This is a genomic window from Geodermatophilus sp. Leaf369, from assembly GCF_001424455.1.
Taxonomy (GTDB): Bacteria; Actinomycetota; Actinomycetes; order Mycobacteriales; family Geodermatophilaceae; genus Klenkia.
On record NZ_LMQA01000001.1, the window covers coordinates 242,499 to 266,675 of the forward strand.

General features: G+C 76.8%; 22 protein-coding genes. 6 read left to right on the forward strand and 16 right to left on the reverse strand.

Annotation, left to right across the window (positions count from 1 at the left end; genetic code table 11):
- Positions 1-2: 2 nt before the first annotated feature.
- From ASG36_RS01165 to mraZ, 4 genes are all read right to left on the reverse strand, one after another.
- Positions 3-1,862, reverse strand: a complete 1,860-nt coding sequence (locus tag ASG36_RS01165; RefSeq protein ID WP_055758344.1) for a penicillin-binding protein 2 — start codon at positions 1,860-1,862, stop codon at positions 3-5.
- A 5-nt stretch (positions 1,863-1,867) separates the two neighbouring features.
- Positions 1,868-2,395, reverse strand: coding sequence for a hypothetical protein (locus ASG36_RS01170; protein ID WP_055758346.1), 528 nt, complete (start codon positions 2,393-2,395; stop codon positions 1,868-1,870).
- Complete coding sequence (gene rsmH, locus ASG36_RS01175; protein ID WP_055758349.1) at positions 2,392-3,372, reverse strand: 16S rRNA (cytosine(1402)-N(4))-methyltransferase RsmH; 981 nt, start codon at positions 3,370-3,372, stop codon at positions 2,392-2,394. The genes ASG36_RS01170 and rsmH overlap by 4 nt, the downstream gene beginning before the upstream one ends.
- A 452-nt stretch (positions 3,373-3,824) precedes the next feature.
- Complete coding sequence (mraZ, locus tag ASG36_RS01180; protein WP_055758352.1) at positions 3,825-4,259, reverse strand: division/cell wall cluster transcriptional repressor MraZ; 435 nt, start codon at positions 4,257-4,259, stop codon at positions 3,825-3,827.
- Between the two features lie 266 nt (positions 4,260-4,525).
- Here mraZ and ASG36_RS01185 point away from each other — a divergent pair, with 266 nt between their 5' ends.
- Genes ASG36_RS01185 through ASG36_RS01195 form a run of 3 tightly spaced genes read left to right on the forward strand, consistent with a single transcriptional unit; the run spans position 4,526 to position 9,229 of the window.
- Complete coding sequence (locus ASG36_RS01185) at positions 4,526-5,533, forward strand: MoxR family ATPase (RefSeq protein WP_055762138.1); 1,008 nt, start codon at positions 4,526-4,528, stop codon at positions 5,531-5,533.
- Between the two features lie 10 nt (positions 5,534-5,543).
- Positions 5,544-6,896: a DUF58 domain-containing protein gene (locus tag ASG36_RS01190; RefSeq protein ID WP_055758355.1), complete on the forward strand. Its 1,353-nt coding sequence runs from the start codon at positions 5,544-5,546 to the stop codon at positions 6,894-6,896.
- On the forward strand, positions 6,893-9,229 hold the full coding sequence (locus ASG36_RS01195) for a DUF3488 and transglutaminase-like domain-containing protein (protein ID WP_055762141.1): 2,337 nt from the start codon (positions 6,893-6,895) through the stop codon (positions 9,227-9,229). The genes ASG36_RS01190 and ASG36_RS01195 overlap by 4 nt, the downstream gene beginning before the upstream one ends.
- 70 nt (positions 9,230-9,299) lie before the next feature.
- Here ASG36_RS01195 and ASG36_RS01200 read toward each other — a convergent pair whose 3' ends face one another.
- From ASG36_RS01200 to ASG36_RS01225, 6 genes are all read right to left on the reverse strand, one after another.
- Positions 9,300-9,707 carry a DUF3040 domain-containing protein gene (locus ASG36_RS01200; protein ID WP_055758357.1) on the reverse strand — a complete coding sequence of 136 codons (408 nt, stop codon included), beginning with the start codon at positions 9,705-9,707 and terminating at the stop codon, positions 9,300-9,302.
- Positions 9,708-9,927: 220 nt separating this feature from the next.
- Positions 9,928-11,196 carry a DNA polymerase IV gene (locus tag ASG36_RS01205; protein ID WP_055758360.1) on the reverse strand — a complete coding sequence of 423 codons (1,269 nt, stop codon included), beginning with the start codon at positions 11,194-11,196 and terminating at the stop codon, positions 9,928-9,930.
- A gap of 13 nt (positions 11,197-11,209) precedes the next feature.
- The gene (locus tag ASG36_RS01210) at positions 11,210-11,950 is read right to left on the reverse strand and encodes a glycosyltransferase (protein WP_055758363.1); all 741 of its coding nucleotides are present in this window, start codon (positions 11,948-11,950) and stop codon (positions 11,210-11,212) included.
- Positions 11,947-12,561 (reverse strand): SAM-dependent methyltransferase, encoded by a 615-nt coding sequence (locus tag ASG36_RS01215; RefSeq protein WP_055758366.1) that lies wholly within the window; start codon positions 12,559-12,561, stop codon positions 11,947-11,949. The genes ASG36_RS01210 and ASG36_RS01215 overlap by 4 nt, the downstream gene beginning before the upstream one ends.
- The gene (locus ASG36_RS01220) at positions 12,558-13,310 is read right to left on the reverse strand and encodes a PIG-L deacetylase family protein (RefSeq protein ID WP_055758369.1); all 753 of its coding nucleotides are present in this window, start codon (positions 13,308-13,310) and stop codon (positions 12,558-12,560) included. Before ASG36_RS01220 ends, ASG36_RS01215 begins: the two co-directional genes overlap by 4 nt.
- Positions 13,307-14,290 (reverse strand): acyl-CoA dehydrogenase family protein, encoded by a 984-nt coding sequence (locus tag ASG36_RS01225; RefSeq protein ID WP_055758373.1) that lies wholly within the window; start codon positions 14,288-14,290, stop codon positions 13,307-13,309. The genes ASG36_RS01220 and ASG36_RS01225 overlap by 4 nt, the downstream gene beginning before the upstream one ends.
- A 129-nt stretch (positions 14,291-14,419) precedes the next feature.
- On the opposite strand from ASG36_RS01225, the gene ASG36_RS01230 reads away from it, so the two are divergent.
- The 3 genes from ASG36_RS01230 to ASG36_RS01240 all read left to right on the forward strand — a co-directional run bounded on the left by ASG36_RS01230 (position 14,420) and on the right by ASG36_RS01240 (position 16,999).
- On the forward strand, positions 14,420-14,695 hold the full coding sequence (locus tag ASG36_RS01230; RefSeq protein WP_055758375.1) for a hypothetical protein: 276 nt from the start codon (positions 14,420-14,422) through the stop codon (positions 14,693-14,695).
- Between the two features lie 68 nt (positions 14,696-14,763).
- A complete protein-coding gene (locus ASG36_RS01235) occupies positions 14,764-16,011 on the forward strand; it encodes a cupin domain-containing protein (protein ID WP_235494470.1) in 1,248 nt (415 codons plus the stop codon).
- Positions 15,989-16,999, forward strand: a complete 1,011-nt coding sequence (locus tag ASG36_RS01240) for a sucrase ferredoxin (RefSeq protein WP_157498482.1) — start codon at positions 15,989-15,991, stop codon at positions 16,997-16,999. The genes ASG36_RS01235 and ASG36_RS01240 overlap by 23 nt, the downstream gene beginning before the upstream one ends.
- On the opposite strand, the gene ASG36_RS01245 is transcribed toward ASG36_RS01240, so the two are convergent.
- Genes ASG36_RS01245 through ASG36_RS21690 form a run of 6 tightly spaced genes read right to left on the reverse strand, consistent with a single transcriptional unit; the run spans position 16,996 to position 24,121 of the window.
- The gene (locus ASG36_RS01245; RefSeq protein WP_055758383.1) at positions 16,996-17,376 is read right to left on the reverse strand and encodes a hypothetical protein; all 381 of its coding nucleotides are present in this window, start codon (positions 17,374-17,376) and stop codon (positions 16,996-16,998) included. The two genes, ASG36_RS01240 and ASG36_RS01245, sit on opposite strands and share 4 nt — an antisense overlap.
- On the reverse strand, positions 17,373-18,560 hold the full coding sequence (locus ASG36_RS01250; RefSeq protein WP_055758386.1) for an alkaline phosphatase family protein: 1,188 nt from the start codon (positions 18,558-18,560) through the stop codon (positions 17,373-17,375). The genes ASG36_RS01245 and ASG36_RS01250 overlap by 4 nt, the downstream gene beginning before the upstream one ends.
- Entirely contained in the window at positions 18,557-19,390 is an 834-nt protein-coding gene (locus tag ASG36_RS01255) for a bifunctional 2-polyprenyl-6-hydroxyphenol methylase/3-demethylubiquinol 3-O-methyltransferase UbiG (protein ID WP_082522700.1), read from the reverse strand. The genes ASG36_RS01250 and ASG36_RS01255 overlap by 4 nt, the downstream gene beginning before the upstream one ends.
- A 47-nt stretch (positions 19,391-19,437) precedes the next feature.
- Positions 19,438-23,289 carry a DNA polymerase III subunit alpha gene (locus ASG36_RS01260; protein WP_055758389.1) on the reverse strand — a complete coding sequence of 1,284 codons (3,852 nt, stop codon included), beginning with the start codon at positions 23,287-23,289 and terminating at the stop codon, positions 19,438-19,440.
- Complete coding sequence (locus tag ASG36_RS01265; protein ID WP_162245163.1) at positions 23,286-23,789, reverse strand: SAV_6107 family HEPN domain-containing protein; 504 nt, start codon at positions 23,787-23,789, stop codon at positions 23,286-23,288. Before ASG36_RS01265 ends, ASG36_RS01260 begins: the two co-directional genes overlap by 4 nt.
- Positions 23,789-24,121 carry a DUF6504 family protein gene (locus ASG36_RS21690; RefSeq protein ID WP_055758391.1) on the reverse strand — a complete coding sequence of 111 codons (333 nt, stop codon included), beginning with the start codon at positions 24,119-24,121 and terminating at the stop codon, positions 23,789-23,791. Before ASG36_RS21690 ends, ASG36_RS01265 begins: the two co-directional genes overlap by 1 nt.
- Positions 24,122-24,177: the final 56 nt, after the last annotated feature.

Consider the following 24,177-nt stretch of genomic DNA (forward strand, 5'->3'; position numbering starts at 1 on the left):
CCTCACTCGGTGGGGGCCGTGCCGGTCAGCTGGAAGTCCGGGCGGGTGGTGCCCGAGGGCGTCACGCCGGCCGCGGTGAGGGCGTACTGCATGACGTCGGCGAACACCGGGGCGGCGACCTGGCCGCCCTCGGCGGAGCTGGTCGGGCGCTCGAGGTCGACGGCCACCACGTAGCGGGGGGCGTCGGCCGGGGCGAAGCCGATGAAGGTGGTGAAGTAGCCGCCGCCCTCGTAGCAGGAGCAGTCGGGGTTGGCCCGCTGCGCCGTCCCGGTCTTGCCGGCGACCCGGAACCCGTCGACCTCGCCCAGGGGCGCGGTGCCGCCGGGGCCGACGACGGCCTCGAGCATGTAGGCCAGCTGGTCGGCGGTGGACTCGCTGACCACCCGGGTGCCCGCGGGCTGCTGGGTCGGGGTGACGGTGCCGTCGGCGGCGGTGACCGAGGAGACCAGCCGGGGCTCGATCCGGACGCCGCCGTTGGCGATGGTCTGGTAGACCGACGCCATCTGCAGCGCGGTCACCGAGACGCCCTGCCCGATCGGGATGTTGGCCGCCCGGCTGGCGGTCCAGTCCGCGGAGTCCTGCAGGATGCCGGCGCTCTCCCCGGGCAGCTCGACGCCGGTGGTGGAGCCCAGGCCGAACGCCCGCATGTACTCCTCGAGGCGCTCGTCGCCGACCTCGCGGGCCAGCATGATCGTCCCGACGTTGCTGGACTTGGCCAGGATGCCGGTGACGGTCCAGTCGATCGGGGCGTGGTCGTGGGCGTCGGTGACCACCCGGTCGCCGGCCTGGATGTGGCCGGGCACCGACAGCACGGTGTCCGGGGTGGCGACGCCCTCCTCGACGGCGGCGGCCAGGGTCACCGCCTTCATCACCGAGCCGGGCTCGAAGACGTCGGAGACCGCGGCGTTGCCCAGCAGCGAGGGGTCGGTGGAGCGCGCCTGCGCCGGGTCGTAACCCGGGCAGGTGGCCATGGCCACGATCTCCCCGGTCTGCACGTCCTGGACGACCCCGGAGCCGCGGGTGGTGAGCCCGTTGGCGCACTCGGTGTCCAGCCGCTGCTGCAGCATGAACTGGAGGTCCTCGTCGATGGTCAGCGTGACGGTGCCGCCGTCCACCGCGGGGGTGGAGTCGTCGATCCCCGCCGGGATGGGCACGCCACCGGCGCCGGTCTCGACGCGGCGCTCGCCGTCGCTGCCGGCCAGCACGTCCTGGTAGGTCTGCTCGATGCCGGCCAGCCCGTCGCCGTCCCGGCCGACGAAGCCGACGATCTGCCCGCCGACGGTGCCCGCGGGGTAGAGCCGCACCGGGTCGTCCTCGAAGAAGATCCCGGCGAGCCCGAGCTCGGTGATCGCGTCGGTGGTGGCGGTGTCGACCTGCCCGGCGAGCACCTCGTACCGACCGTCGGCCGACAGCTGCTCGGTCAGCGTGGAGACCGGGACGTCGAGCAGGGTGGTCAGCGCCAGCGCGGTGCGCGAGGGGTCGGTGACGATCGAGGGGTCGGCGACCACCCGGCTGGCCTGCACGGAGTAGGCGAGCCGGTTGCCGTCCCGGTCCACGATCTCGCCGCGGATGGCGGCGATGTCGAAGGTCTGCATGCGGTCGTTCTCCGCGGCCTGCGCGTAGGCGCCGCCGTCGATGCCCTGCAGCACGACGAGCTTGCCCACGACGGCGACCAGCAGCACGACCATGAAGCCCAGCCCGAGCCGGTTGCGGCGGGTGCGCATCTGCGGCGACATGCCGCGGGCGCGGCGGGTGCCCGGCTCGCGGCGCGGCCGCAGGGCGTCGCGGCTGCCCGCGGGGCGGGTGCCGGACCCGGCGGGGCGGGGGGCGCGGCGGGACGGGTCGGAGGGTCGGGTCGCCACGGGTGTCAGCCTCCGGCCGGGTCTGCGCCGGGCACGGTGGCCGGTGCGGGGGTGCCCCGGACGACGGAGGTGCCGTCGGGGGCGATGACGAGGTGGCCGGCCGCCCCGGCGGGGACCAGCCCGGCGGCAGCGGCCGCGGCGGCGAGCTCGGCCGGGGTGCGGGCGGTGGTGACCTGCTGCTCCAGCCGCTCGACCTGCTGGGCGAGCTCGGCGTTGGCGGCCCGCTGCTGGGTGGCGTCCAGGGAGTTCACCGCGATGGCGGTGTTGAGCAGCAGCAGGGCCAGCGCGGTGCCGGCCAGCAGCGACACCACGAGGACGACGAAGGGCGCCCGACGGCGCTTGGGGGCGGCCACCCGGCGCGGACGGGCCGGCGTGCCGACCGGGGCCGAGACCAGCCGCAGCGCCGGCCGGACGTGCACCGGGCCGGTCCGCCGGGTCGGCCGCGGGTTCGCGCGGGGGCTCGTGCGGGGGCCGGCGGGTGCGGTCGCCCGGGCGCGGAGCGACCCGGTGTGGACCCGTGCGGTGGCGCTCATCGGGCTGCCCTCCGGAGGCGAACGGCTGCGCGGACCCGGGCCGAGGCGGCCCGGGGGTTGTCGGTGGTCTCGGCGTCGCTCGGGGCCTCGCCGCCCCGGGTGAGCAGGCGCAGCGTGGGCGCGAGCTCGGGCATCGGGAACGGCATCTCCGGCGGCGTGCCGTCGGTCGCGCCGACGGCGAGGGCCTGCTTCACGATCCGGTCCTCCAGGGAGTGGAAGGTGATGACGACGAGCCGGCCGCCGACGGCGAGGGCCTCGACGGCGTCGGGCAGCACCCGGGTGAGCACGCCGAGCTCGTCGTTGACCTCGATCCGCAGGGCCTGGAAGGTCCGCTTGGCCGGGTGCCCGCCGGTGCGCCGGGTGGCGGCGGGGATCGAGTCGCGGACCAGCTCGGCGAGGCGGGCGGTGCCGGTGAAGGGCTCCTTCTCCCGTTCCCGCAGCACCGCGGAGGCGATCCGGCCGGCGAAGCGCTCCTCACCGAAGGTGGAGAGCACCCGGGCGAGCTGCCCGTGGGAGTACGTGTTCACCACCTCGGCGGCGGTGAGCGGGGTGCTGGGGTCCATCCGCATGTCCAGCGGGGCGTCGGTGGAGTAGCTGAAGCCCCGGCTGGGCCGGTCCAGCTGCAGCGAGGAGACGCCGAGGTCGAAGAGCACGCCCTGCACCTCGTCGACGCCGAGCTCGGCGAGCACGTCGGCCAGCTCGTCGAAGACCGCGGGGACCAGGGTGACCCGGTCGGTGTGGCCGGCGGCGGCGATCCGGCGGGCGGCCTCGGCCCGGGCGTCGGGGTCGCGGTCCAGGCCGATCAGCCGCAGACCGGGGTGCGCGTCCAGCAGGGCGAGGGAGTGCCCGGCCAGGCCCAGGGTGCAGTCGACGAGGACGGCGCCCTCGGTGGCGAGGGCGGGACCGAGGAGCTCGACGACCCGGTCGAGCAGCACGGGGACGTGCAGCGCGGGCTCGCGCGGCTCGTCGGCGCTCATGGCGGGTCCTCTCGGTGCGTCCTGCGGTGAGGTCGTCGGCCCAGCCGTGGGCCGACGGGGTGTGGCTATGTCCGTGGTGTGACTGTTGGTGTCTCGTGGTGCTGGTGGGGTTCGCGAGGTCCGGGTGGTCCCCGGGCCGGTGGAGCGGGGTGGGTGTCCGGGATCGCCCCGGGGGTCCTGCGAGGTGGTGCGGGGTGGCACGGCCTCCCCGGCGGGGCCCGCCTGGCACCGGGGAAGTGCGCCAGGAGGGGCCCCGCAACGGGGTGTGGCTGCTGCTCGGGGTCAGGGAGCAGGTGCTGCGGTTCGTGCTGGGTGGTGCTCTCGTGTCCGCACCCGGTGGTCCAGCCGCGGGGAAGTCGGCTGGTCCGTGGTCCCGAGCCGCGGGGAAGTCGGCTCGGTGGTGGGGCGGAGTGGGGTGGGTGGGGCGCGGTGGGGACCTGCGGCGGTCGCCGTCAGGACAGCGTCGGCACCCCCTCGCTCTCGCTGGACGCGTAGGCGGCCTCCTGCTCGGCGACGTAGTCGTCCCAGCGGGTGGCGTCCCAGATCTCGAAGCGGGTGTCGACACCGACCACGACGACGTCGCGGTCCAGGCCGGCGTACTCGCGGAGTCCGGCGGGGAGGGTGATCCGTCCGGTCTTGTCCGGCTCGAGCTCGACCATCGAGCCGAAGCCCAGTCGGGCCATCGCGCGGCGCCCGGCGTCGTCGCGGGCCATGGTGGCCGCGCGGGCCGCCTGGATCTCGGCGACGCGGGCGTGGGTCAGGGCGTAGACGCAGTTCTCCTGGCCCTTGGTCAGCACGACGCCGTCCGAGACCAGGTCGCGGAAGCGGACCGGGAGGGCCAGTCGGCCCTTCTCGTCCAGGCGGAGGGCGTGGCTGCCGAGGAACACCGGTCCACCACCCCCACCTGCTCTTCCCGGGGGCCCGCCAGGTCCCCCTGCGGGCCCTGCCTCCCCATCGGGCGCCACAGTAACCCACCCAGCCCCACCAGGCACCACAACTCGCCCCGTGTCCCCCCGCGCCCCACCCCGCTCCCCCGGCCGGTCCCGCGGTCGGTCCCGCGAGGCCCCGATCCGGCCCTGCCCCGCAGGTCAGGCCCGAGGACGGCGGGACGAGACCCGCCGGGTCCGGTTCACCGGCACGTACGGTGGGCGGCGTGACGGAGGCGACAGCGACCCCCTCGACCGGTCAGCACCACCGGGGGGCCGGCGACCACGACGACCCGGTCGACGTCGCCGCCGAGGGCGCGCGCATCGCCGCGGCCATGAGCACCGTCGTGGCCGGCAAGCCCGACGTCGTCCGGCTGGTACTGGTCGTGCTGCTGGCCGAGGGTCACCTGCTCATCGAGGACGTGCCCGGCGTCGGCAAGACCACGCTGGCCAAGTCGCTGGCCCGCTCCATCGACTCCACCGTCCGGCGGATCCAGTTCACCCCGGACCTGCTGCCCAGCGACGTCACCGGGGTGGCGGTCTTCGACCAGGAGACCCGCAGCTTCGAGTTCCGTCCGGGTGCGGTGTTCGCCAACCTGGTCGTGGCCGACGAGATCAACCGGGCCTCCCCCAAGACCCAGTCGGCGCTGCTGGAGTGCATGGAGGAACGGCAGGTCACCGTGGACGGCACCACCTACGAGCTGGCCCGGCCGTTCATGGTGCTGGCCACCCAGAACCCGCTGGAGATGGAGGGCACCTACCCCCTCCCCGAGGCCCAGCGCGACCGCTTCACCGCCCGGGTGTCGATGGGTTACCCCGACCGCGAGGCCGAGCTGGCCATGCTCGACGAGCGGGAGACCCGCGACCCGCTGGCCGCGCTCACCCCGGTCGCCGACGCCGCCCTGGTCCGCCGGCTGGTCGACGGGGTGGCCCTGCTGCACGTCTCGGACGCACTGCGCCGCTACGTGGTCTCCCTCGTCGAGGCCACCCGGCGCAGCCCGGACCTCCGGCTGGGCGCCTCCCCCCGGGCCGGCCTGCAGCTCCTGCGCGCCGCCCGCGCCGCCGCGGCACTCGCCGGCCGGGACCACGTGCTCCCCGACGACGTGCAGGCGATGGCCGGCCCGGTGCTGGCCCACCGGCTGCTGCTCACCCCCGACGCCGCGCTGGCCCGCCGCGGCACCGACCGGGTGGTGGCCGACCTGCTGACCGCCGTCCCGGTCCCCCGCGAGCGCTGACTCCCCCGTCGTGTCCCGTCGTGGCCGGCTGGCCGAGCTCACCTCCTCGCTGACGCTGCGCGGGGGCTGCCTGGTCGCGGCCGGGGCCACCCTGGTCGCCCTGGGCGCCCTGCTCGGTGAGCGCTCCCTGGTGCAGCTGGCGGTGTTCGTGCTGGCGCTGCCGGTGCTCTCGGCGGTCGGCGTCGTCCGGGCCCGGTTCCGGCTGGCCACCCGGCGCACGGTGACCCCCGCCCGGGTGCCGCGCGGCCAGGACGCCGAGGTGCGCCTGGAGGTCACCAACACCGACCGCCGTCCCGGGGGCATGTGGATGCTGTCCGAGCAGCTGTCGCCCGACCTCGGCGGCCGACCCCGGTTCCTGGTCGAGCGGCTGCCCAGCGGGGCCACCGCGGCACTGCGCTACGGGGTGCACGGCGCCCGGCGCGGCCGCCACGTGCTGGGCCCGCTGCGGCTGCGGCTGGTCGACCCCTTCGGCCTGGTGCTGCGCACGACCGCCGGGGTGGACACCGCGACCCTGCTCGTCGTCCCCCGGGTGCGCCCGCTGGGCCCGCTGTCGCTGTCCGGGGGCAGCGGCGGGGGCGCCGAGGGTGCCCGCCGGTCCTTCGCCGTGCACGGTGAGGACGACGTCAGCACCCGGGAGTACCGCCGCGGCGACGACCTGCGCAAGGTGCACTGGCGGGCCACCGCGCGCACCGGTGAGCTGATGGTGCGCCTGGAGGAGAAGCCGTGGCGCTCCTCGGCGTCCCTGCTCGTGGACACCCGGCAGCGCGCCCACCTGCTCGGCGGCGCGCCCGCCCAGGGCCCGGCCGGGGACGACGCTCCCCCGCCGGACACCCTGGAGTGGGTGGTCGAGGCCGCGGCGAGCATCGGGGACCACCTGCTCGCCCGCGGCGCCGACCTGTCGGTGGTGACCGACGTGGGCGCGCTGACCCCGGCCGCCGGGCGGGGCGGGTTGAGCCGGGTGGAGCTCTCCGAGCGGCTGGCCGGGCTGACCCCCTCCCGGCTGACCGACCTGGACACCGGCCTGCAGGCGCTGCGCCGGGCCGCCGTCGAGGGACCGGTGGTCTGCCTGCTGGGCGCCGTCGGACCCGACGAGGTGGCCGAGCTGGTGCGGGCCCGCTCCGGGCCGGGCACCGACGTCGCCGTGCTGGTCGACGTGGTCGCCTGGCACGACGCCGGCGCGACCCGCTCGCGGCGCGGCGGGCTCACCGGCTCGGCGCGGGCCGAGCTCGCCCGGCAGCGCGAGGACGCCGCCTCGCTGCTGCGCGCCGCCGGCTGGCGGGTGGTCACCGCAGGGCCCCAGGACACCGTCGAGGCCGTGTGGGCCCGGCTCGCCGGCGCGGACACCACGGCGGTGCCGGCGTGAGCCGGACCGGCTGGGTGGGCAGCTCGGTGGCCGCCGCCGTCGCGGTGCTGCTGGGCTCCCTCGCCCTGGGCCCGGTGTTCGCCGCCGGGTCGTGGTTCCCGCCGGGGGCCTTCCTCGTCGTCGTCGTGGCCGCGACCGGGCTCGCCGTCCGCCTACTGCTGGCCCGCACCGACCGGGCCGACGGCGTGCTGGCCGGCCTGCTGCCCCCGCTGGTCCAGGTGCTCGCCGCGGCCACCGCGCTCACCGTCGTCTTCACCCCCGGGCGGGCGTGGGGCGGCGTGCTGCCCACCCCCGGGAGCCTGGCCGAGCTGGGCGCGCTGTTCGCCGAGGGTGCGTCGGAGATCCAGGAGCAGGCCACCCCGGCCCTGCCGCTGACCGGGCTGGTCGCGCTCACCACGCTGTTCCTCACCACGCTGGCGCTGGCCGTCGACCTGGTGGCGGTGGCCGGCCGGCAGCCCACCCTGGGGGGCCTGGCGCTGCTGGTGCTGGCCTGCATCCCGGTGGCCACCGTGACCGGCGACGTGTCGCTGGTGGCGTTCCTGGGCCCGGCCGTGGGGTTCGGCGTCCTCCTGTGGGCCGACCAGCGCAGCAGGCTGGCCGACCGGGCGCGCTCGGGGCCGGGCGCCGCCCTGGGCACCGGCACCCTGCCCGCCCTGCGCACCGGGGTGCTGGCGCTGGTCGCCGGGATCCTGCTGCCGGCCTTCGTGCCGATGCTGGCCGAGGGCTCCTTCGCCACCGGCCTGGGCACCGGGGACGGCCCCGGTGGCGGGTCGAGCACCGGCACCGCGCTGGACCCCCAGGCCGCTCTGCAGGGCCAGCTCACCCAGCCCACCCCGATCGACCTGCTGACCCTGGACACCACGGTCGTGGACCCCGAGTACCTGCGTGCCGTCGCACTGGACGAGTACACCGACGAGGGCTGGGGCATCGGGAACCTCGACGGCACCACCTCGGTCGCCGACTCCGACGAGCTGGCCCCGCTGCCCGGCGGCGTCGACAGCCGCCGGGTCACCGCCCGGATCACCGCCGTCGAGCACGCCGACCGCTTCCTGCCGGTGTTCGCCTCTCCGCTGTCGGTCGAGGTCACCGAGGACGACGGGGAGGGCAGCGACGACGGCCCCTGGCGGCTGGACGCCGACAGCAGCACCGTCTTCGGCCGGGACGGCGCCCGCACCTCGGGGCGCTCCTGGGAGGTCGTCGCCCAGGAGGCCCGGCCCACCGCCGGGCAGCTGGCCCAGAGCCGGCCGCTGCCCGCCGACGACCCGCTGCAGGCCGCCTACACCGCGCTGCCCGAGCTCGACCCCCGGGTCACGGCCCTCGTCGACCAGCTGACCGACGACGGCCAGCCCCCCGCTGAACGGGTGCAGGCGGTCTACGGCTTCCTCACCGACCGGGCCAACGGCTTCGTCTACAGCCTGACCACCGAACCCGGCACCACCGGCGACGACCTGGCCGACTTCCTCGAGCTGCGCCGCGGCTACTGCGAGCAGTACGCCGGGGCCATGGCCGTGCTGACCCGCGCCGCCGGCGTGCCGTCCCGGGTGGTGCTGGGCTACACCCCCGGTGACCGGCAGCCCGACGGCACCCGGTTGATCACCACCGCCGACGCGCACGCCTGGGTCGAGGTCTGGTTCGACGGGCTCGGCTGGGTGCCCTACGACCCGACCCCGATCGACGTGGCCCGCCGGGTCGACCTGCCCTGGGCACCGCGGGCCGACGGCGAGAGCGGGCCCACCGACCAGGCACCGGAGGCGGTGCCCACCGCCGCCGGTGGGCTGCCCACCGCCGAGCTCGACCGCGACGACCAGTTCACCCCCCTCGACCTGCCCTCGACCCAGCAGGCCGGCACGCCGTGGGGCGTCGTGGCGGCCGGCACCGGCGGGACGCTGCTGCTGGCCGCGCTGCTGGCCACCCCGGGGCTCCTCCGGCGGGCCCGCCGCCGGCGACGGCTGTCCTCGGGCTCGGCCGGTGACGCCTGGGACGAGCTGCTGGCGACCACCACCGACCTCGGGGTGCCGGTGGCCGCGAGCGGGACCCCCCGCCAGGTGGCCCGCGGGCTCGCGGAGGTGGTGGCCCCCGTCGACCGGCCCGCCGTCACCGCCGTGCGGGACCTCGCCCTGGCACTGGAGGCCTCGGTGTACGGCCGGCCCGCGGCCGCCGGCACGGGGGCCGACCTGGCGGTGTCCTCGGCCGTGGTGGACCGCGCGCTGCGGGCCACCGTGCGTCGCCGGGACCGGTGGCGCTCGCGGGTGTGGCCGGCCTCCACGGTGGAGGACGCCGTCCGCTGGGTCGCCGGGCACACCCCGCGCCGGCGCAGCACTCGCCCCGCCTGAGCCTCGCCCCCCGGGACGACAGCAGCCGCCGCCCCCGTGGGGGGCGACGGCTGCTGGGCGGCTGGTGCGGCTACTGGTCGTAGCGGCGGCGGAAGCGCTCCTCGAGACGGTCCTTGAGGGGCTGGCGGCGGGCCTTGGCGGCCTTGCCGCGGCCGGTGGCCGCGCTGGAGCCGCCGGTGGCGGGGGCGGGCCCGCTCTCGACGGCGCCGGTGGCCGCGGCGTAGTTGAGGACACCGAGGGTGGCCCCGCCGAGCATCACCAGGAAGCCGACGACCCCCAGCGGCACGGACGGGACGACGGCGCCGCCGACGAGGACGGCGAGGCCGGCCACGACGAGCAGGGCGCCGAGCTGGAGCTTGCGGCGCGCCTTCTGTCGGCGGTCACCGGTGCGCACCTGCGAGGCGAACTTCGGGTCGTCGTCGACGAGCGCACGCTCGATCTGCTCCAGCAGTTTCTGCTCGTGCTCGGAGAGCGGCACGACGACCTCCTGAGGTCCAAGCCCGGGGCCGCCGGTGGCGGTCCGCCGGCGGTGAGTCCGAGGATACGAGCCTTGCGCAGGCAGCGAAAGGCGAGTGGTCCCCGACACGGGTCCGGTGTGCCCCGATCACCCGCCCGGGGTGGTCGAGGGACGTCGGACGACGTCTGCGGAGAGGACGAACCGGGCCACCGGGACGTTCCCGGGGGCCCTGTCTGCCCGGTCACCCGCCGATCCGGCGGACGTCGGGACGGTCGGGTCGCGGCACCGCCTGGGAGCGGCCGACGACCCCGTCGCGGCGCAGCAGGGTGGCCGGGCGCACCGCGCCGGCCCCGAACCGGCGGGCGGCCCGGTCGGCAGCCAGCTCGGCGTCGCGCCGGCCGTGCTCCCGGGCGCCGAGGACCAGCTGGGTGGGGGTGGTGTCGACGTCGGCCAGGCCCTCGGCGCGCACCCCGACCAGCCGGATCCGTGCCCGGTCGAGCCCGAGGCCGTCGAACAGGTCGCGGGCGGTGTCGTAGAGGTCCTGGGCGACGTCGGTGGGGGTCTTCAGCGTGCGGGACCGGGTGATGGTGTGGAAGTCGGAGAACCGGACCTTGAGGGTGATCGTGCGGGCGACGTACCCGGTGGAGCGCAGCCGGCCCGCGGTGCGCTCGGACAGGTGCAGCAGCTCGCGGTGGATCACCACCGGGTCGTCGACGTCGGTGCCGAAGGTCTCCTCCGCCCCGGTCGACTTCTCCGGCTCGTCGGGCACCACCCGGCGGGGGTCGCGGCCCCAGGCCAGCTCGTGCAGGTGGCTGCCCGCGGCGTGGCCCAGCGCGCGCTGCAGGGTGCGGGCTGGCACGTGCGCCAGGTCGCCCACGGTGCGCAGCCCGAGCCGGACCAGCAGCTCCTCGGTCTTGGCGCCCACGCCCCACAGCGCACCGACCGGCAGCGGGTGCAGGAAGTCCATGACCTCGGGCGGGCGGACCACCATCAGCCCGTCGGGCTTGCTGCGGGTGGAGGCCAGCTTGGCCACGAACTTGCTGCCGGCCACCCCCACCGAGCAGGTGATGCCCTGCTCGTCGAACACCCGGGCGCGCACCAGCTCGGCGACGTCCACCGCGTCGCCCAGCCGCCGGCCGGCCCCGGACACGTCCAGGAACGCCTCGTCCAGGCTCAGCGGCTCGACCAGGGGGGTGATCGTGCGGAAGACCGCCATCACCCCGCGGGACACCTCGGCGTAGAGCGCCATGTCGCCCGGGACGACGACGGCGGTGGGGCACAGCCGCAGCGCCCGGGGGGTGGGCATCGCGCTGTGCACCCCGTAGGCGCGGGCCTCGTAGGTGGCCGAGGTGACCACCCCGCGGTTGCCCGCCCCGCCGACGATCACCGGCCGCCCGGCCAGCGAGGGGTCGCGGCGGACCTCGACGCTGGCGAAGAAGGCGTCCATGTCGACGTGCAGCACCGTGCACCCCGCTGCCCGCTCCACGACCACCCCGCTCCGTTCGAACACCTGTTCGACCAGCCTACCGGGGCGGGTCCTCCCCCGGGTCGGCGGCCAGCCGGTCGAGGTCGTGGCCGAAGCCCAGGTCGGCCCGTGGGGTGCGCCGGGCCGAGGTGAGCACCGGGGACGCCGGGGTGCGCAGCACGGTCCGCCCGGCCATCAGCAGGGCCCCGACCAGGGCGGCGTCCTCGGACACCACCAGCGGACCGAACCCGCCGACCGCGGTGTAGGCGTCCCCACGCACGCCCAGGTTCGCCCCGTGCACGTGCGGGTGCACCGCGCCGGCGCCGCCCTCCCGCCAGGCGTCGTAGTCCCGGGCGAAGGCCGCGGCGACGTGCGGCGGGTGCCCGGCCCAGTCGGTGACCTCGACCAGGCCCAGCACGGCGTCCACCCCGGACTCGGCCGCGGCCCGCTGCAGGGCCAGCCAGTCGGCGGGCACCCGGCTGTCGGCGTCGGTGTTGGCCACCCAGACGCGGCGGGGGGGCACCCCGGTGCGGGCGGCCTCGGCCAGCACCGCCAGCACCCCGGCGTGCCGGACGTCGCCCAGCGTGGACCCGTCGGGGACCAGCACGGTCGCCCCGGCGGCCGTGGCCAGCGCGGCGGTGTCGTCGGTGCAGCGGTCGGCGACCACGACGACCAGCACCCGGGTGCCGGCCAGCTCCGGGTGCGCCGCGGCCGTCGCCAGCGCGGCCAGGCAGGCCGGCAGCAGCTGGGCCTCGTCCCGGGCCGGGACGACGACGCCGAGCAGGTCCACCCCGCTCACCAGAGGTCCTCCGCGGCCGCGACCGAGGCGGCCCGCTCGTCGCCGGCCGGCGCCCGCACCCAGCAGTCCAGCAGCAGGTCGGTCTCGTCGTGGGTGGCCACCCGCGGCCAGTCCAGCGCCGTCCGCAGCGCGCGGTGCACGGCGTCCCCGGTCTGCGGGTACTCGGGCACCACGTGCCGCCAGTGCACGGCCAGCAGCGTCCCGCCGGGGCGGACCGCCGTCCGGACCTGGTCGCAGAACACCGCCAGGTCGGCCGGGGACAGGTAGTAGAGGACCTCGGACAGCACCAGCAGGTCGACCGCCGGCAGCGGGGTGGCCGGGACGGCGTGCTGCTCGACGGTCACCCCGGGCAGGTCGGCGGTGCGGGCCCGGGCCCGCTCCACGGCCGCGGCGCTGGCGTCCCAGCCGACGAGCCGGTCGCAGCGCGGGGCCAGCGCCGCGGTCAGCTCGCCCACCGAGCAGCCGACCTCGAGCCCGTCGCCGTACCGCTCGCGGGGCAGCACCGCCGTGGTCAGGGCGTACTTGCGCCGCTCGTACCAGCGGCTGCGCATCGACCACGGGTCCTCGGCCGCGGCGTACATCTCGTCGAAGAACGACGGGGGCAGGGTCACTGCCACACCACCTCCTGGTCACGGCCGAAGTGCGCGAGGAACTCCGGCGGGAGCACCACGGCGTCGGCCGGGTCGGGTCCCAGCGGCCGGACCTGGGTGGTGAAGCAGCCGATCGCGGCCTGCTTGGCCGCCTGCACCGATGCCGGCAGCGGCACCCGGTGCGCCCGGTCCCAGGGCACCCGGGGGTCGGCCGGGGCCGCCCAGTGCCAGGTCCAGACCGGGTACTGCCACACGGGGACGCCCAGCCGGGCCCCGGCGGAGACCGCGGCCCGCCCGACCGCCTCGTGGTCGGGGTGCCCGTCCCCGGTCCAGGTGGTGAGCACGGCGTCGGCCCCGGCAACCGCGGCGGCCAGCGCGACGGCGAGCTCGTCCTCGTGGGCGGCGACGGCGGAGTCGGGCAGCCCCAACCGGGTGCTCGTGGTCTGCGGGGCGCCGAGGGCGGTCAGCGCGCGGCCGGACTCGGCGACCCGGGCCGGGGCGAGCTGCGCGGGGGTGAGCACGGTGCTGCCGGGGTGGCTGGCCTCCCCGTCGGTGACCGCCACCAGGTGCACCTCGACCCCGGCGCCGGCGAGCAGCGCGATCGTGCCGCCGACGCCCAGCACCTCGTCGTCCGGGTGCGCGGCACAGACCACCACCCGTCGCCAGGTCGGGTCGGGCACCCAGGTGGGCCAGTCCTGCTGCGGCAGCCAGCCCGCCCAGGCGTCCTCGGCGGTGGCGTCCGGCGTGTGGCCGGCGGCGGGGGCGCTCACCGGGTGCCGCGCAGGGCGTCGGCGAGACCGGCGAGGTCGCGCTCGCCGTGGTGCTGGCGGAGGTAGACGGTCAGGTCGGCGCTGCGGGCGGCGTACCCGGCGTCGTGCCCGGTGGGCCCGGCACCCAGCGCGCGGCCCACGGCGTCCAGCACCTCGGTGCCGGTGCGGGCGGCCAGTCCCCGCACCCGACCGGCCCGCCGCGCGGCGGTGCCGGCACGGTCGTCGGGGTCGGCGTCCACCTCGGCGGCGGCGACCGCGAGCGCGCCGTCCACCCCGGTCAGCGCGACGTCCACCGCGCCCCAGGTCGCGTCCCGGTGCGGGTCGGGGGCGGCGGTGCGGACGACGTCGGCCAGCGCGTCGGCCACGCCGGTCGCCCCGCCGGCCCACACCGCCGCCACCCCGATGCCGCCGTGCCAGAAGCCCGGGCGGTCCAGGTAGGCCCGCGGGCCGCCGACCGCGAGGGCGGGCACGTCGTCCAGCTCGACGTCGGCGGTGTCGCTGCCGGCCATCCCGGCCGACACCCACCGACCCGGCCGGGGCGTGACCCCGGCGGCGGACAGGTCGACCAGGAAGAGCCGGCGGCCGTCCTCGGCGTGTGCGGTGACCAGGGCCGCGGTGCACGCCCGGGCGCCCGAGCACCACTGCTTGGTGCCGGCCAGCCGCCAGCCGCCGGCCGTCCGCCGCGCGCTCACCCGACCGCTGGGGGGCTCGGCGGCCCAGACCCCGAGGCGCTCACCGCGCTCCACCGTGGGCCCGTCGAGCTCGGCGAGGACGGCGACCGCGTCGGCGTGGCCCTCGGCGAGGCGGGCCAGCGGGAGGTCCGTGCGCCCCAGCGCGTGCAGCGCGGCCCAGCGGTCGGCGGTCGCCCCGGCGCCGGGCAGCGGTGGCCCCCAGCCGGCGGCGAGGAGGTCGGTGAACGCGGTCGCGGCACGGTGGACCTCGTCGGCCCACCGGTCCCGGACGTCGAGGGGGGTGGCCACGGTCCGACCGTGCCCCGGGGCCCGGGGGTCCCAACCAACGGACCCGCATGTGTACGGAGTCGATCACTGCGGTAGACCTCCCCCGAGGCCGTCGTCCGACGGCCGCAGCACGACTGTGATGGAGGAACCGTGGCGTTCGACGACGACGACATGACCAGCGTGGAGGGCCCCGCGGACAGCGGTGCCGGCGAGGGCACCCCGGGCCAGCACGACGGTGGCGCGGACGGCTCCGCCGAGGGCCCCGCGGACAGCGGTGCCGGCGAGGGCACCCCGGGCCAGCAGGACGGCGGCGCCGACGGCGGTGCCGACGGTGGGGCTGACGGCGGCGCCGAGGGCCCCGCGGACAGCGGCGCCGGCGGCGGGACCCCGGGCCAGCAGGACGGCGGCGCGGACGGTTCGGCCTGAGCCTGACCACGACCTCGCAGGGCCGGGCGGAGGAGTCTCTCCGCCCGGCCCTGCGGCGCTGCGTGCGCGTGGACCCGCAGGTCTTCGCCGAGCAGCACTGGTCGCGCCGGCCCCTGCTGTCCAGCGCTGCGGAGCTGGGCGCTGACTTCTCCGACCTGCTGACCCTGGCCGACGTCGACGAGCTGCTCTCCACCCGCGGCCTGCGCACCCCGTTCCTGCGGATCGCCAAGGACGGCGCCGTCGTGGACACCAAGCGCTTCACCACCTCCGGCGGCGCCGGGGCCGAGGTCGCCGACCAGGTCTCCTCGGACTCCGTCCTGCGGCTGTTCAGCGAGGGCAGCACCGTCGTGCTGCAGGGCCTGCACCGGCTGTGGCCCCCGCTGGTCGAGTTCGCCGACCAGCTCGCTGCCGACCTCGGGCACCCCACCCAGGTCAACGCCTACGTCACCCCGCCGTCCTCGCGCGGGTTCTCCCCGCACTACGACGTGCACGACGTCTTCGTGCTGCAGGTCGCCGGGGAGAAGCACTGGACGATCCACGAGCCGGTGCTCACCGACCCGCTGCGCAGCCAGCCCTGGGGCGAGCGCGCCGAGGAGGTCGCCGCCGCGGCCGAGCGCGAGCCGGTCATCGACACCGTGCTGCGCCCCGGTGACGCGCTCTACCTGCCGCGCGGCTACCTGCACTCGGCCACCGCGCTGGGTGAGATCAGCGCGCACCTGACCATCGGGGTGCACCCGGTGACCCGCTGGGGTGCCGTGGAGTCCGCGCTGGACCTCGTGCGCACCCTGGCCGTGGACGACCCGACGCTGCGTCGGTCGCTCCCCCTCGGGGTCGACCTCACCGGCCCGGACACCACCGCCGACGACGTCGCCGCGGTGCTCGCCGGGCTGCACGCCGCCCTGGACCGGGTCGACCCGGCCGAGGTCGCCGACCGGCTGCGCTCGCGCACCTGGGCCCAGGTGCGTCCGGAGCCCGTCTCGCCGCTGGCCCAGTCGACCGCAGCCGCGGCCCTGACCGCCGACACCGTGCTCCGGCTGCGTCCCCGGCTGCGGGTGCAGCTGCGCGACGTGGTGGGAGACCGGGTGACGTTGGTCGCCGGACGCCGGCACCACGACCTGCCGGCGGAGACCCGCCCGGCCCTGGCCGAACTGCTCGCGGCCGGGGAGCTCAAGGTCGGCGACCTGCCCGGGTTGGCGGCCGACGAGCAGCTGGTCCTGGCCCGCCGCCTCGTGGTGGAGTCCGTGGCCGTCGTGCCCGACGCATCGGCCGGAGGACCTGTGCACCATGGAGGAGATGAGCACGCAGCAGGTGTCTGAGCAGTCCCCCTCGGGTCCGGTGGACGACTTCTGCCAGACCCCGGAGGAGGACCTCCCCCTCGTCGAGCCGTCCGCCCGGTCCACCCCGGTCGGCCGGCTCGACGCCTCCCGGTGCTCGGTCCAGGCACTGCTCGCCGCGGACTCCCCCGTCGCCACCGCTCCCCCGGCCCGCCGCTGGCTGCTCCTCGAGCAGCCCGGCCCGTGGGGCCGGGATGCCCTGCTGCAGTCCCGGTTCGACCCCGCGGTCGCCCCGCTGCTGGCCGCCCGGGCCCGCGAGCTGGGCCTGCGGATCCAGATGGTGCGCCGTCCCGGCGACCGGCTGGCGGACTCCGGGCGCCGCTGGGCCGTCGCCGACGTCGCCGCCTCCTGGCTGCGCTGGTCCTCCCGGGAGACCGACGCCGAGCTGCTCGACGCGCCCCTCGACGGGTCCGTGGGCGCGGACCACGACGACCCGACCTACCTGGTCTGCACGCACGGTGGGCACGACGCCTGCTGCGCGGTGCGGGGCCGTCCGCTGGCCCGGGCCCTGCCCGCCGCGGGCCCGGCCGACGTGTGGGAGACCAGCCACCTGGGCGGGGACCGGTTCGCCGCCAACGTGCTGGTGCTGCCCACCGGGCACGTCTACGGGCAGGTGCCCGGCGACGGCGCCGCGCTGGTGCAGGCGCACGGCCGCGGCGAGGTCGTGCTGGACCACCTGCGCGGTCGCGCCGGTCTGACCCCCGCCGCGCAGGCCGCCCAGCAGCACGCCCGGGCCGAGCTGGGCCTGCTCGGCGTGCACGACCTGCCGGTGCGCGGGGTCCGCTCGCTGCAGGTCGACGAGGCCGGGGTGGAGCGCTGGGCGGTCACCCTGGGCGGGCCGGACGGCGACGTGCTGGTCACGATCGACAGCCGGCTGTCCGCGGACTCCCGGCTGCTGACCTGCGCCGCGGTGCGGCCGGGCCGGTGGCGGACCTGGCACCCGCTCTCGGTCGCTGCGGCCCCCCGCTAGAGCTCGGCCTCGGCGCGGGTGCGCCGCGACGGGCTGAAGACCTGCAGGTCGAGGAACCCGGGCGGATCGGCGACGCCCGGACCCCCGGCGCGCACCCACTCGGCGACCTCGGTGGTGGTCTCGACGTCGAGCACGCCGCCCAGCCAGACCGGGCGGGCACCGGCGTCGCGACCGGCCGGGGACGGGCTGACCACCACGACGTTGGACCGTTCGCAGGCGTCCAGGCAGTCGACGACCCGCACCCGGACGCCGGTGGCCTGCAGCGCGGACAGCTGGGCCCGGTGGTCGACCTCGGGGTGCTTCTCGGTGCGTCCGCAGCAGCAGCCGCGGCAGACGGTGAGGGTGGGCTCCTCGGGGCCCGTGCCGCGCCGGCTCACGCGTCCAGCGCCCGTCCGCGGGCCAGCAGCAGCGGGATCGCGAGCTCGGTCGCGGTCAACGAGCCGTGGTAGGCGGCCAGCATCGAGGGCACCTTCTCCCGTCGGGTGGCGGTGAACGCCCAGCTGCCCCGGGCCAGGGCGACCACGTCGCCGATCCGGGCGGCCAGCGCGGCGTCGACCGGGCCGAACACCCCGCTGTCGACGGCCTCCTCCCGGCTCACCACCCACGCGCGGTGGGCCAGCACGCCCTGCCAGGTGGCCAGCACGTCGGCGGCCGAGCCCTCCCGTGCGTGCACGTACCGGGCCCGGGGCTCCCCGGCGAGCAGCCGGACGTCCTCCTGGAGCTCGACCTCCTCGTCGATGTCCAGCCGGGTGTCGTGCGGGACGTCGAGCATCCCGTGGTCGGCGGTGACCAGCAGGGCCGCGTCGGCGGGCAGCCCGTCGACGACCTGGCCGACCATCGCGTCGACGACGGCGAGCTGGTTGCGCCAGCTGTCGGAGTCCACCCCGCGGACGTGACCGGTCAGGTCGAGCTCGGCGTGGTAGCCGTAGACCAGCGTCCGGTCGGCGGCGGCCAGGGCGTGCCCGGTCATGGCGGCGAGGTCGCCGGGACTGACCGCCGAGGTGTAGCGGGCCCCCCGGTAGGCGGCCTTCGTCAGCCCGGAGCCGGCGAAGGCGTAGGGGCCGACCACGGTGCTGTCCACCCCGGCGGCGGCGAGCTGCTGGAAGGCGGTGGGCCGGGCCTGCCAGGTGTCCGGGTCGGGGTCGTCGGTCCAGTGCGTGTGGGTGAGCGCGCGGTCCTCGCCGGGGACGTCGGTGACGAACCCGAGGACGCCGTGGCTGCCCGGCGGCAGCCCGGTGCCCAGCGTGGTGAGGCTGACCGGGGTGGTGCTCGGGCACGGTGCCTGCAGGTCACCGACCGGGCTCAGCAGCGCGTTCAGCACCGGCGCCTGGTCGGGGTGCGCGCGGACCAGGTCGGCACCCAGCCCGTCGACCAGCAGCACCGCGACCCGCCGGGCGCCACGCAGGGCGGTCTGCAGGTCGAGCGGGTCGGCGGGCAGGTCGGCCGCACCGGGCTGGGGGCGGGCGGGCGGCACGCCCAGTGCGGTGAGCACCCCGGGCAGGACGTCGGCCAGCGTGGCGGTGCCGTACGCGGGGACGTGCAGGTCGGGCGGGAGGGTCATGCCGGCCGGGGTTCGGCGGAGCGGTGCCGGCCGTGGGGGCTGTCGTCGACGGGGGGCTGCCCACCGGCCTCGCGGGTGGCCAGGACGTGCAGACCGGTGGCGACGTCCCGGTAGGGCGAGGTGCCGGCCAGGGCGAGCTCCAGGGTGCGCAGCGCGGCCGGGTCGGCGCCGGAGGTGGACTCGAGGAGGTCGGCGACCACCGAGACCCCCCGCCAGTCACCGGGGCGCAGTCCGGCCTGCCCGACCAGGTCGACGAGCTCCTGGGGGCTGAAGCGGCGACGGGCCTGCCGGCTGCGCGAGCGTGCCGGGGCGGGGTCGCGGTCACCGAGCAGGGCGCGGGCCTCGACCGGGTGGCCGCCCAGGGCACGGGCGAGGACGGCTCCGGCCCGGTTGGCGGCGGTGACGCTCAGCGTGCCCCCGGGGCGCAGGACCGCGGCGATGCCGGTGAGGGTGGCCGCGGGGTCGTCGACGACCTCGAGGACCGAGTGCACCAGCACCAGCTCGTAGCCACCGTCGGGGGCCTGGTCGAGGACGGCGTCGAGCTGGTCGGCGTCGCCCTGCAGCCCACGGACCCGGTCGCCGACGCCGGCCAGGTCGGCCCGCCGGCGGAGGGTGGCGAGTGCGTCGGCGGAGGTGTCGACCACGGTGACGTGGTGCCCCAGCTGGGCCAGCGGGACCGCGAACACCCCGGCCCCGCCGCCCACGTCGAGCACCTGCAACGACCCGGCCCGGACCACCGGGTCCAGCGCCGCCCAGACGGCCGCGGTGCGGACCGGCGGCTCGGCGACCCCGGTCGGGGTGGTGGCGGGCGGGGACTCAGACGGCGGCACCCGACGCAGCCTAGCCGCGGGCGGGCAGGGTGACCGGGTCCGTGCCGTCAGTGCCCGGAACTGCCCGAGCTGGAGTGCCAGAGCTTGCGTGGGGCCACCTTCGAGTCCTCCCCGGCGGGCTTGATGTCGGCGTAGGGCGACATGCGGAACCCGGTGGGGTGCACCAGGACCGGCCGGACCACCACGGGGCGGGGACTGCGCGAGGCCGCCGCCCCGGCGATGCCCTGCTCGGTGAACCCGGCGGGGGTGGCCATCAGCTCGGCGACCGCGTCCAGCCCGCCGGCCTCCCACGCCTCGTACAACGCCGGCAGCTCCCACGCCCCGGTGGCCCGCATGGAGATGCCCCGCGGACCGGTCCGGCGCAGCACCCCACGCACCACCAGCAGCCAGGAGTGGAACACCGTCGCGGCGTAGGGCCCCTGCACGTCCTCGAAGAAGGTGGAGTCGGTGCAGCCGGTGCCGTCGTCCAGGGTCACGAAGACCACCCGCCGACCGGACCGGATCGGTGGCGTCTGGGTGGCCACCTTGACCCCGCCGACCAGCACCTCCGACCCCGACCGGCAGCCCAGCAGCTCCCCCGCCGGCACCGCGCCGAGCGCGGCCAGGAACGGCCGGTAGTCCTCCACCACGTGCCGGCTGGCGTCCAGCCCGAGGACCTCGAGCTCGGCGCGCACCCGCTCGGCGTCGGTGAACTCCGGCAGTCCGCTGGCCGGCCCGGTCGACCGCACGACCGTCGCCACCCCGGGGGCGTCCTGGTCGTCCTCCGCCAGGTCGAACAACCCCGCCGGCTCCTCCTCGGCGGGGTCTCCCCCGCCCATCAGGTCCAGGCTGAGCTGCCCGCCGGAGCTCGCCCGGGCACCGCTGCGGCTCCACCGGTCCAGCTCACCGATCTGCAGCAGCAGGTCGCGCCGGGTGACCTCGTCACGGCGACGGGTGGGCCGGGCGCCCTCGCTGTCCCGGGACCCGAACCCGTAGAGGGAGTCGAACCCCCCGGCCACCACCAGCCGCTCGACCACCGGGCGGGACACCGACGCACGGTTCCAGAAGTCGGCCAGCGAGCGGTAGGGCTGTCCGGCGACCACCCGGGCGAGCTCGTCGTCGGAGATGCCCTTCACGTCGGCCAGGGACAACCGGATCCCGTACCGGGCCGGGTCGGGCATCGCCGCCGGCATCCACTCCGGACGCGTCCGGGCGGGAGCCTCGGGCGTCCCGTCCCCGAAGGCGTCGTCGAGCACCCGCCCGACGTCGGCCCCGTCGGCCCCGTCGACCCGTTCGACCCGGTAGCTGTCGGTGGAGGCGTTGACGTCCAGGCCGAGCACCGAGATCCCGAAGTTGCGGGCGTCGTCGAGGATCAGCCGCTTGGGGTACATGCCCGGGTCGTGGGTGAGCACCCCGGACAGGAAGGCCGCCGTGTGGTGGGTCTTCAGCCACGCCGACTGGTAGGTGGGCAGCGCGAAGGCCGCGGCGTGGGCCTTGCAGAAGCCGAAGGACCCGAAGGCCACCAGCACCTGCCAGACCTGCTCGGCCACGTCCTCGTCGAAGCCCTCCTCCAGCGCCCGCGGCATGAACCAGGCCCGGACCTCGGGATGGGCGTCCTTCTCCCCCAGGGCGCGCCGGACCTCGTCGGCGCTGGCCAGGTCGCAGTCGGTCATCTCCGCGACGATCCGCAGCACCTGCTCGTGGAAGACCACCACGCCGGCGGTCTCCTCCAGGGCCGGCTGCAGCCGGGGGTGCGGGTACACCGGGTCGCGCCAGCCGTTCCGGGCCATCAGGAACGGGGTGATCATGTCGCTCTTCACCGGCCCGGGCCGGAACAGCGAGATGTCGATGATGACGTCCTCGAACGTCCGTGGCCCGAACTTGCCGACCAGCTCGCGCTGACCGGGCGACTCGATCTGGAACATGCCCAGCGTGCGGGTGCTGCGGATCAGCTCGAAGGTCGTGGGGTCGTCGCGGGGCACCTCGTCGATGGCGACCTCCACACCGTCGACCCGGGCCACCTCGTCCATGGCGTGCGCGATCGCCGACTGCATCCGGATGCCCAGCAGGTCCAGCTTGAGCAGCCCGAGGTCCTCGACGTCGTCCTTGTCGAACTGGCTCATCGGGTAGCCCAGGTAGCTCTGCTCCACCGGGGTGCGGTCGAGCAGGGTCGCGTCGGACAGCAGCACCCCGCACGGGTGCAGGGCGATGTGCCGGGGCAGCCCGTCGAGCCGGGAGACCAGGTCGAACACCAGGTCCAGGTCGCCGCTGCCGCCGGAGCGCTTCGAGCCCAACCGGGCCGCGCGCAGCTCGGGCAGGTCGCGCAGCGCGGCGTGCACCTGGTTGGCCCGCACGTGCGGGAAGGCCTTGGCCACCGCGTCGATCTCCCCCGGCGGCAGCCCGAGGGCCGCGCCGACGTCGCGGATGGCGTGCCGCACCCGGTAGGTGTCCATCATCGAGATGCAGCTGACCCGCTGGGCCCCGAAGCGGTCGATCACCGCGTCGTAGACCTCCATCCGGCGGGCGGACTCCACGTCGATGTCGATGTCGGGCAGCTGGTGGCGCAGCGGGGAGAGGAACCGCTCCATGAGCAGCCCGTACCTGATCGGGTCGACGTCGGAGATGCCCAGCAGGTAGGTGACCAGGCTGCCGGCACCGGACCCGCGGGCGGCCGCGCGCACCCGCAGGCTCTTGATCAGGTCGACGACGTCGGCGACGGTGAGGAAGTAGGACGGGTAGCCCAGGTGGTCGATGACCTCGAGCTCCTCGTCCAGCCGCTGCTGGACCTCGAGACCGTCGACCATCCCGCGGCGCCCGATGCCGGCCTGGCACCGCGCCCGCAGGACCTGGGAGGGGCCCATCCCCCGTTCGGCCGGGCTGGTGACCACGTCGAGCTCGGGGTAGCGGACGGTGCCGATGCCGAGGTCGTCGCGGACGTCGACCACGCACTGCTCGGCGACCCGGGCGGTGGTGTCCAGCAGCAGCCGGCCGGCGTCCCGGTCGGACCCGACGAGGTCCAGGGCGACCTCGGCCATCTCCTTGCCCGACTTCAGGTGGCCCTCGGCGGTGCGCCGGTCGACGTGCCGCTCCCCCAGCGGCACCAGCCGGCGGGCGGCGTCGAGCACGTCGGCGGTGGGTGCGTCGAAGGCGTCGACGTAGCGGACCGCGTTGGTGAGCACCGCCGGCACGCGGGCCTCGGTGGCGAACCGGAGCATCGCCTGGGCCCGGCCGCGGTCACCGCGGCCGCGGTGGTGCACGACCTCCATGACCAGCTGCCCGGGCCCGAACACCTCGCGCCAGGCGTCGAGGCGGGCCCGTGCCAGGTCGGCCCGGCCCTCCAGCAGCGCGCGGCCCACCGAGGAGCCGGGCCCCAGGACCGCCAGCAACCCGGTCGAGTGCTCGGCGGCGAGGGCCAGCGAGCTGACCGGCTCGCCGCGGGTGCCGGCCAGGTGGGTGGCGCTGGTCAGCCGGCACAACGACCGCCAGCCGGCGCCGTCGCGGGCCAGGAACACCACCCGGGGGTGCCGAGGGTCGACGCTGGCCCCACCGCGGGCCGGGGACCGGCGCCCGGTGCGCGCCGACGCCGAGGGGGTCGCCCGACCGTGCCCCGGGGCGGGGCGGGCCGCGGCCGGGGGCAGCCGCCCCCCGGGCAGGAGCGGGCCGGACGGTGCCCGCAGGTCGGCGGGCTCACCCCCGGCCAGCGGGTCGACGGCGAGGTCCACCCCGAACAGCGGCCGGATCCCGGCCGACCGGCAGGCCAGCCCGAACTTGACCGCCCCGTAGAGACCGTCCCGGTCGGTGAGGGCCAGGGCGCCCATGCCGTGGTCGACCGCCCGGGCGACCAGGTCGGCCGGGTGGTTGGCGCCGTGCTGCATCGAGTAGCCCGAGGCGACGTGCAGGTGGACGAAGGGGTCGCTCACGGGGCGGTCGGGTCGGGGTACAGCCGGGTGACCACGGCACCGGCACCCGCGGGCGGCGCGGGACGGGCGGCATCGGCGGAGACCGGGCGGCCGAGGGTGGTCTCCACGACCGCCAGGAACGCACCGGCGTCCCGGACCAGGTCGTCGGCCTCCCGCTCGGTGACCGCGTGGGAGAGCCCGGCCTCGGCGGCGGCGCGCTTGGCCGCACCGGCGGCGAAGAACGCGGCCCACTCACCGAGCTCGGGGGCGACCTGGCCGATGAGCACCCAGGCGCTGCGGGGGCGGCGCCGGCCGGACTCGGGACGGGTGCGGGCGGCCAGCACCGCGGCGGCCCCGCGCAGTGCGGCCAGGTGCGCGGTGGCGTAGCGCCACCCCGCGTCCGGGCAGACCGCGGCCTCGGCCAGCCCCCGGTGGGCCTGCCCCAGCAGCTGGGAGGCAGCCGGCGGCAACGGCGGGGTGAGCTCGAGCTGGGCGGGTGAGAGCACCCGGACCGCGCCCATCAGTCGTGCGCCCGGACGAGCAGCCAGCAGTTCTCGGCCGGCTCCCACGACAGGTCGAACACCCCGGCGAAGCTGGTCTGCGACCGGCCGGCACGGACCGCCTCCAGCCGCCACACCTGCCGGGTGGCCACCAGGTCGGCCGAGGCGCCTCCGCCGCCACCGGTGGCCGCCCCGCGCTGCCACCAGGGGGACGTCTCGACCCAGTGGTCGAGCAGCTCGCCGACCTCGTGCCGGCTGCCCGCCCGCCAGAACTGCACGGGCCCCAGCGGACCCTGCTCGACCTGCACCTCTTCACCGACGCGGCCTCCCGCGCCGAGCAGCACACGGCTCATGACAGACTCCGCCCTCCTGCACCCCAGCCGACTTCCCCACCGGCTGTTCGAACACC

Bases quoted from the DNA above. Each gene is read 5' to 3' on its own strand.
- ASG36_RS01170 (WP_055758346.1), bottom strand. From the start codon at position 2,395: ATGAGCGCCACCGCACGGGTCCACACCGGGTCGCTCCGCGCCCGGGCG.
- rsmH (WP_055758349.1), bottom strand. From the start codon at position 3,372: ATGAGCGCCGACGAGCCGCGCGAGCCCGCGCTGCACGTCCCCGTGCTG.
- ASG36_RS01240 (WP_157498482.1), top strand. From the start codon at position 15,989: ATGAGCACGCAGCAGGTGTCTGAGCAGTCCCCCTCGGGTCCGGTGGAC.
- ASG36_RS01250 (WP_055758386.1), bottom strand. From the start codon at position 18,560: ATGACCCTCCCGCCCGACCTGCACGTCCCCGCGTACGGCACCGCCACG.
- ASG36_RS01265 (WP_162245163.1), bottom strand. From the start codon at position 23,789: ATGGGCGCGGTCCGGGTGCTCTCACCCGCCCAGCTCGAGCTCACCCCG.
- ASG36_RS21690 (WP_055758391.1), bottom strand. From the start codon at position 24,121: ATGAGCCGTGTGCTGCTCGGCGCGGGAGGCCGCGTCGGTGAAGAGGTG.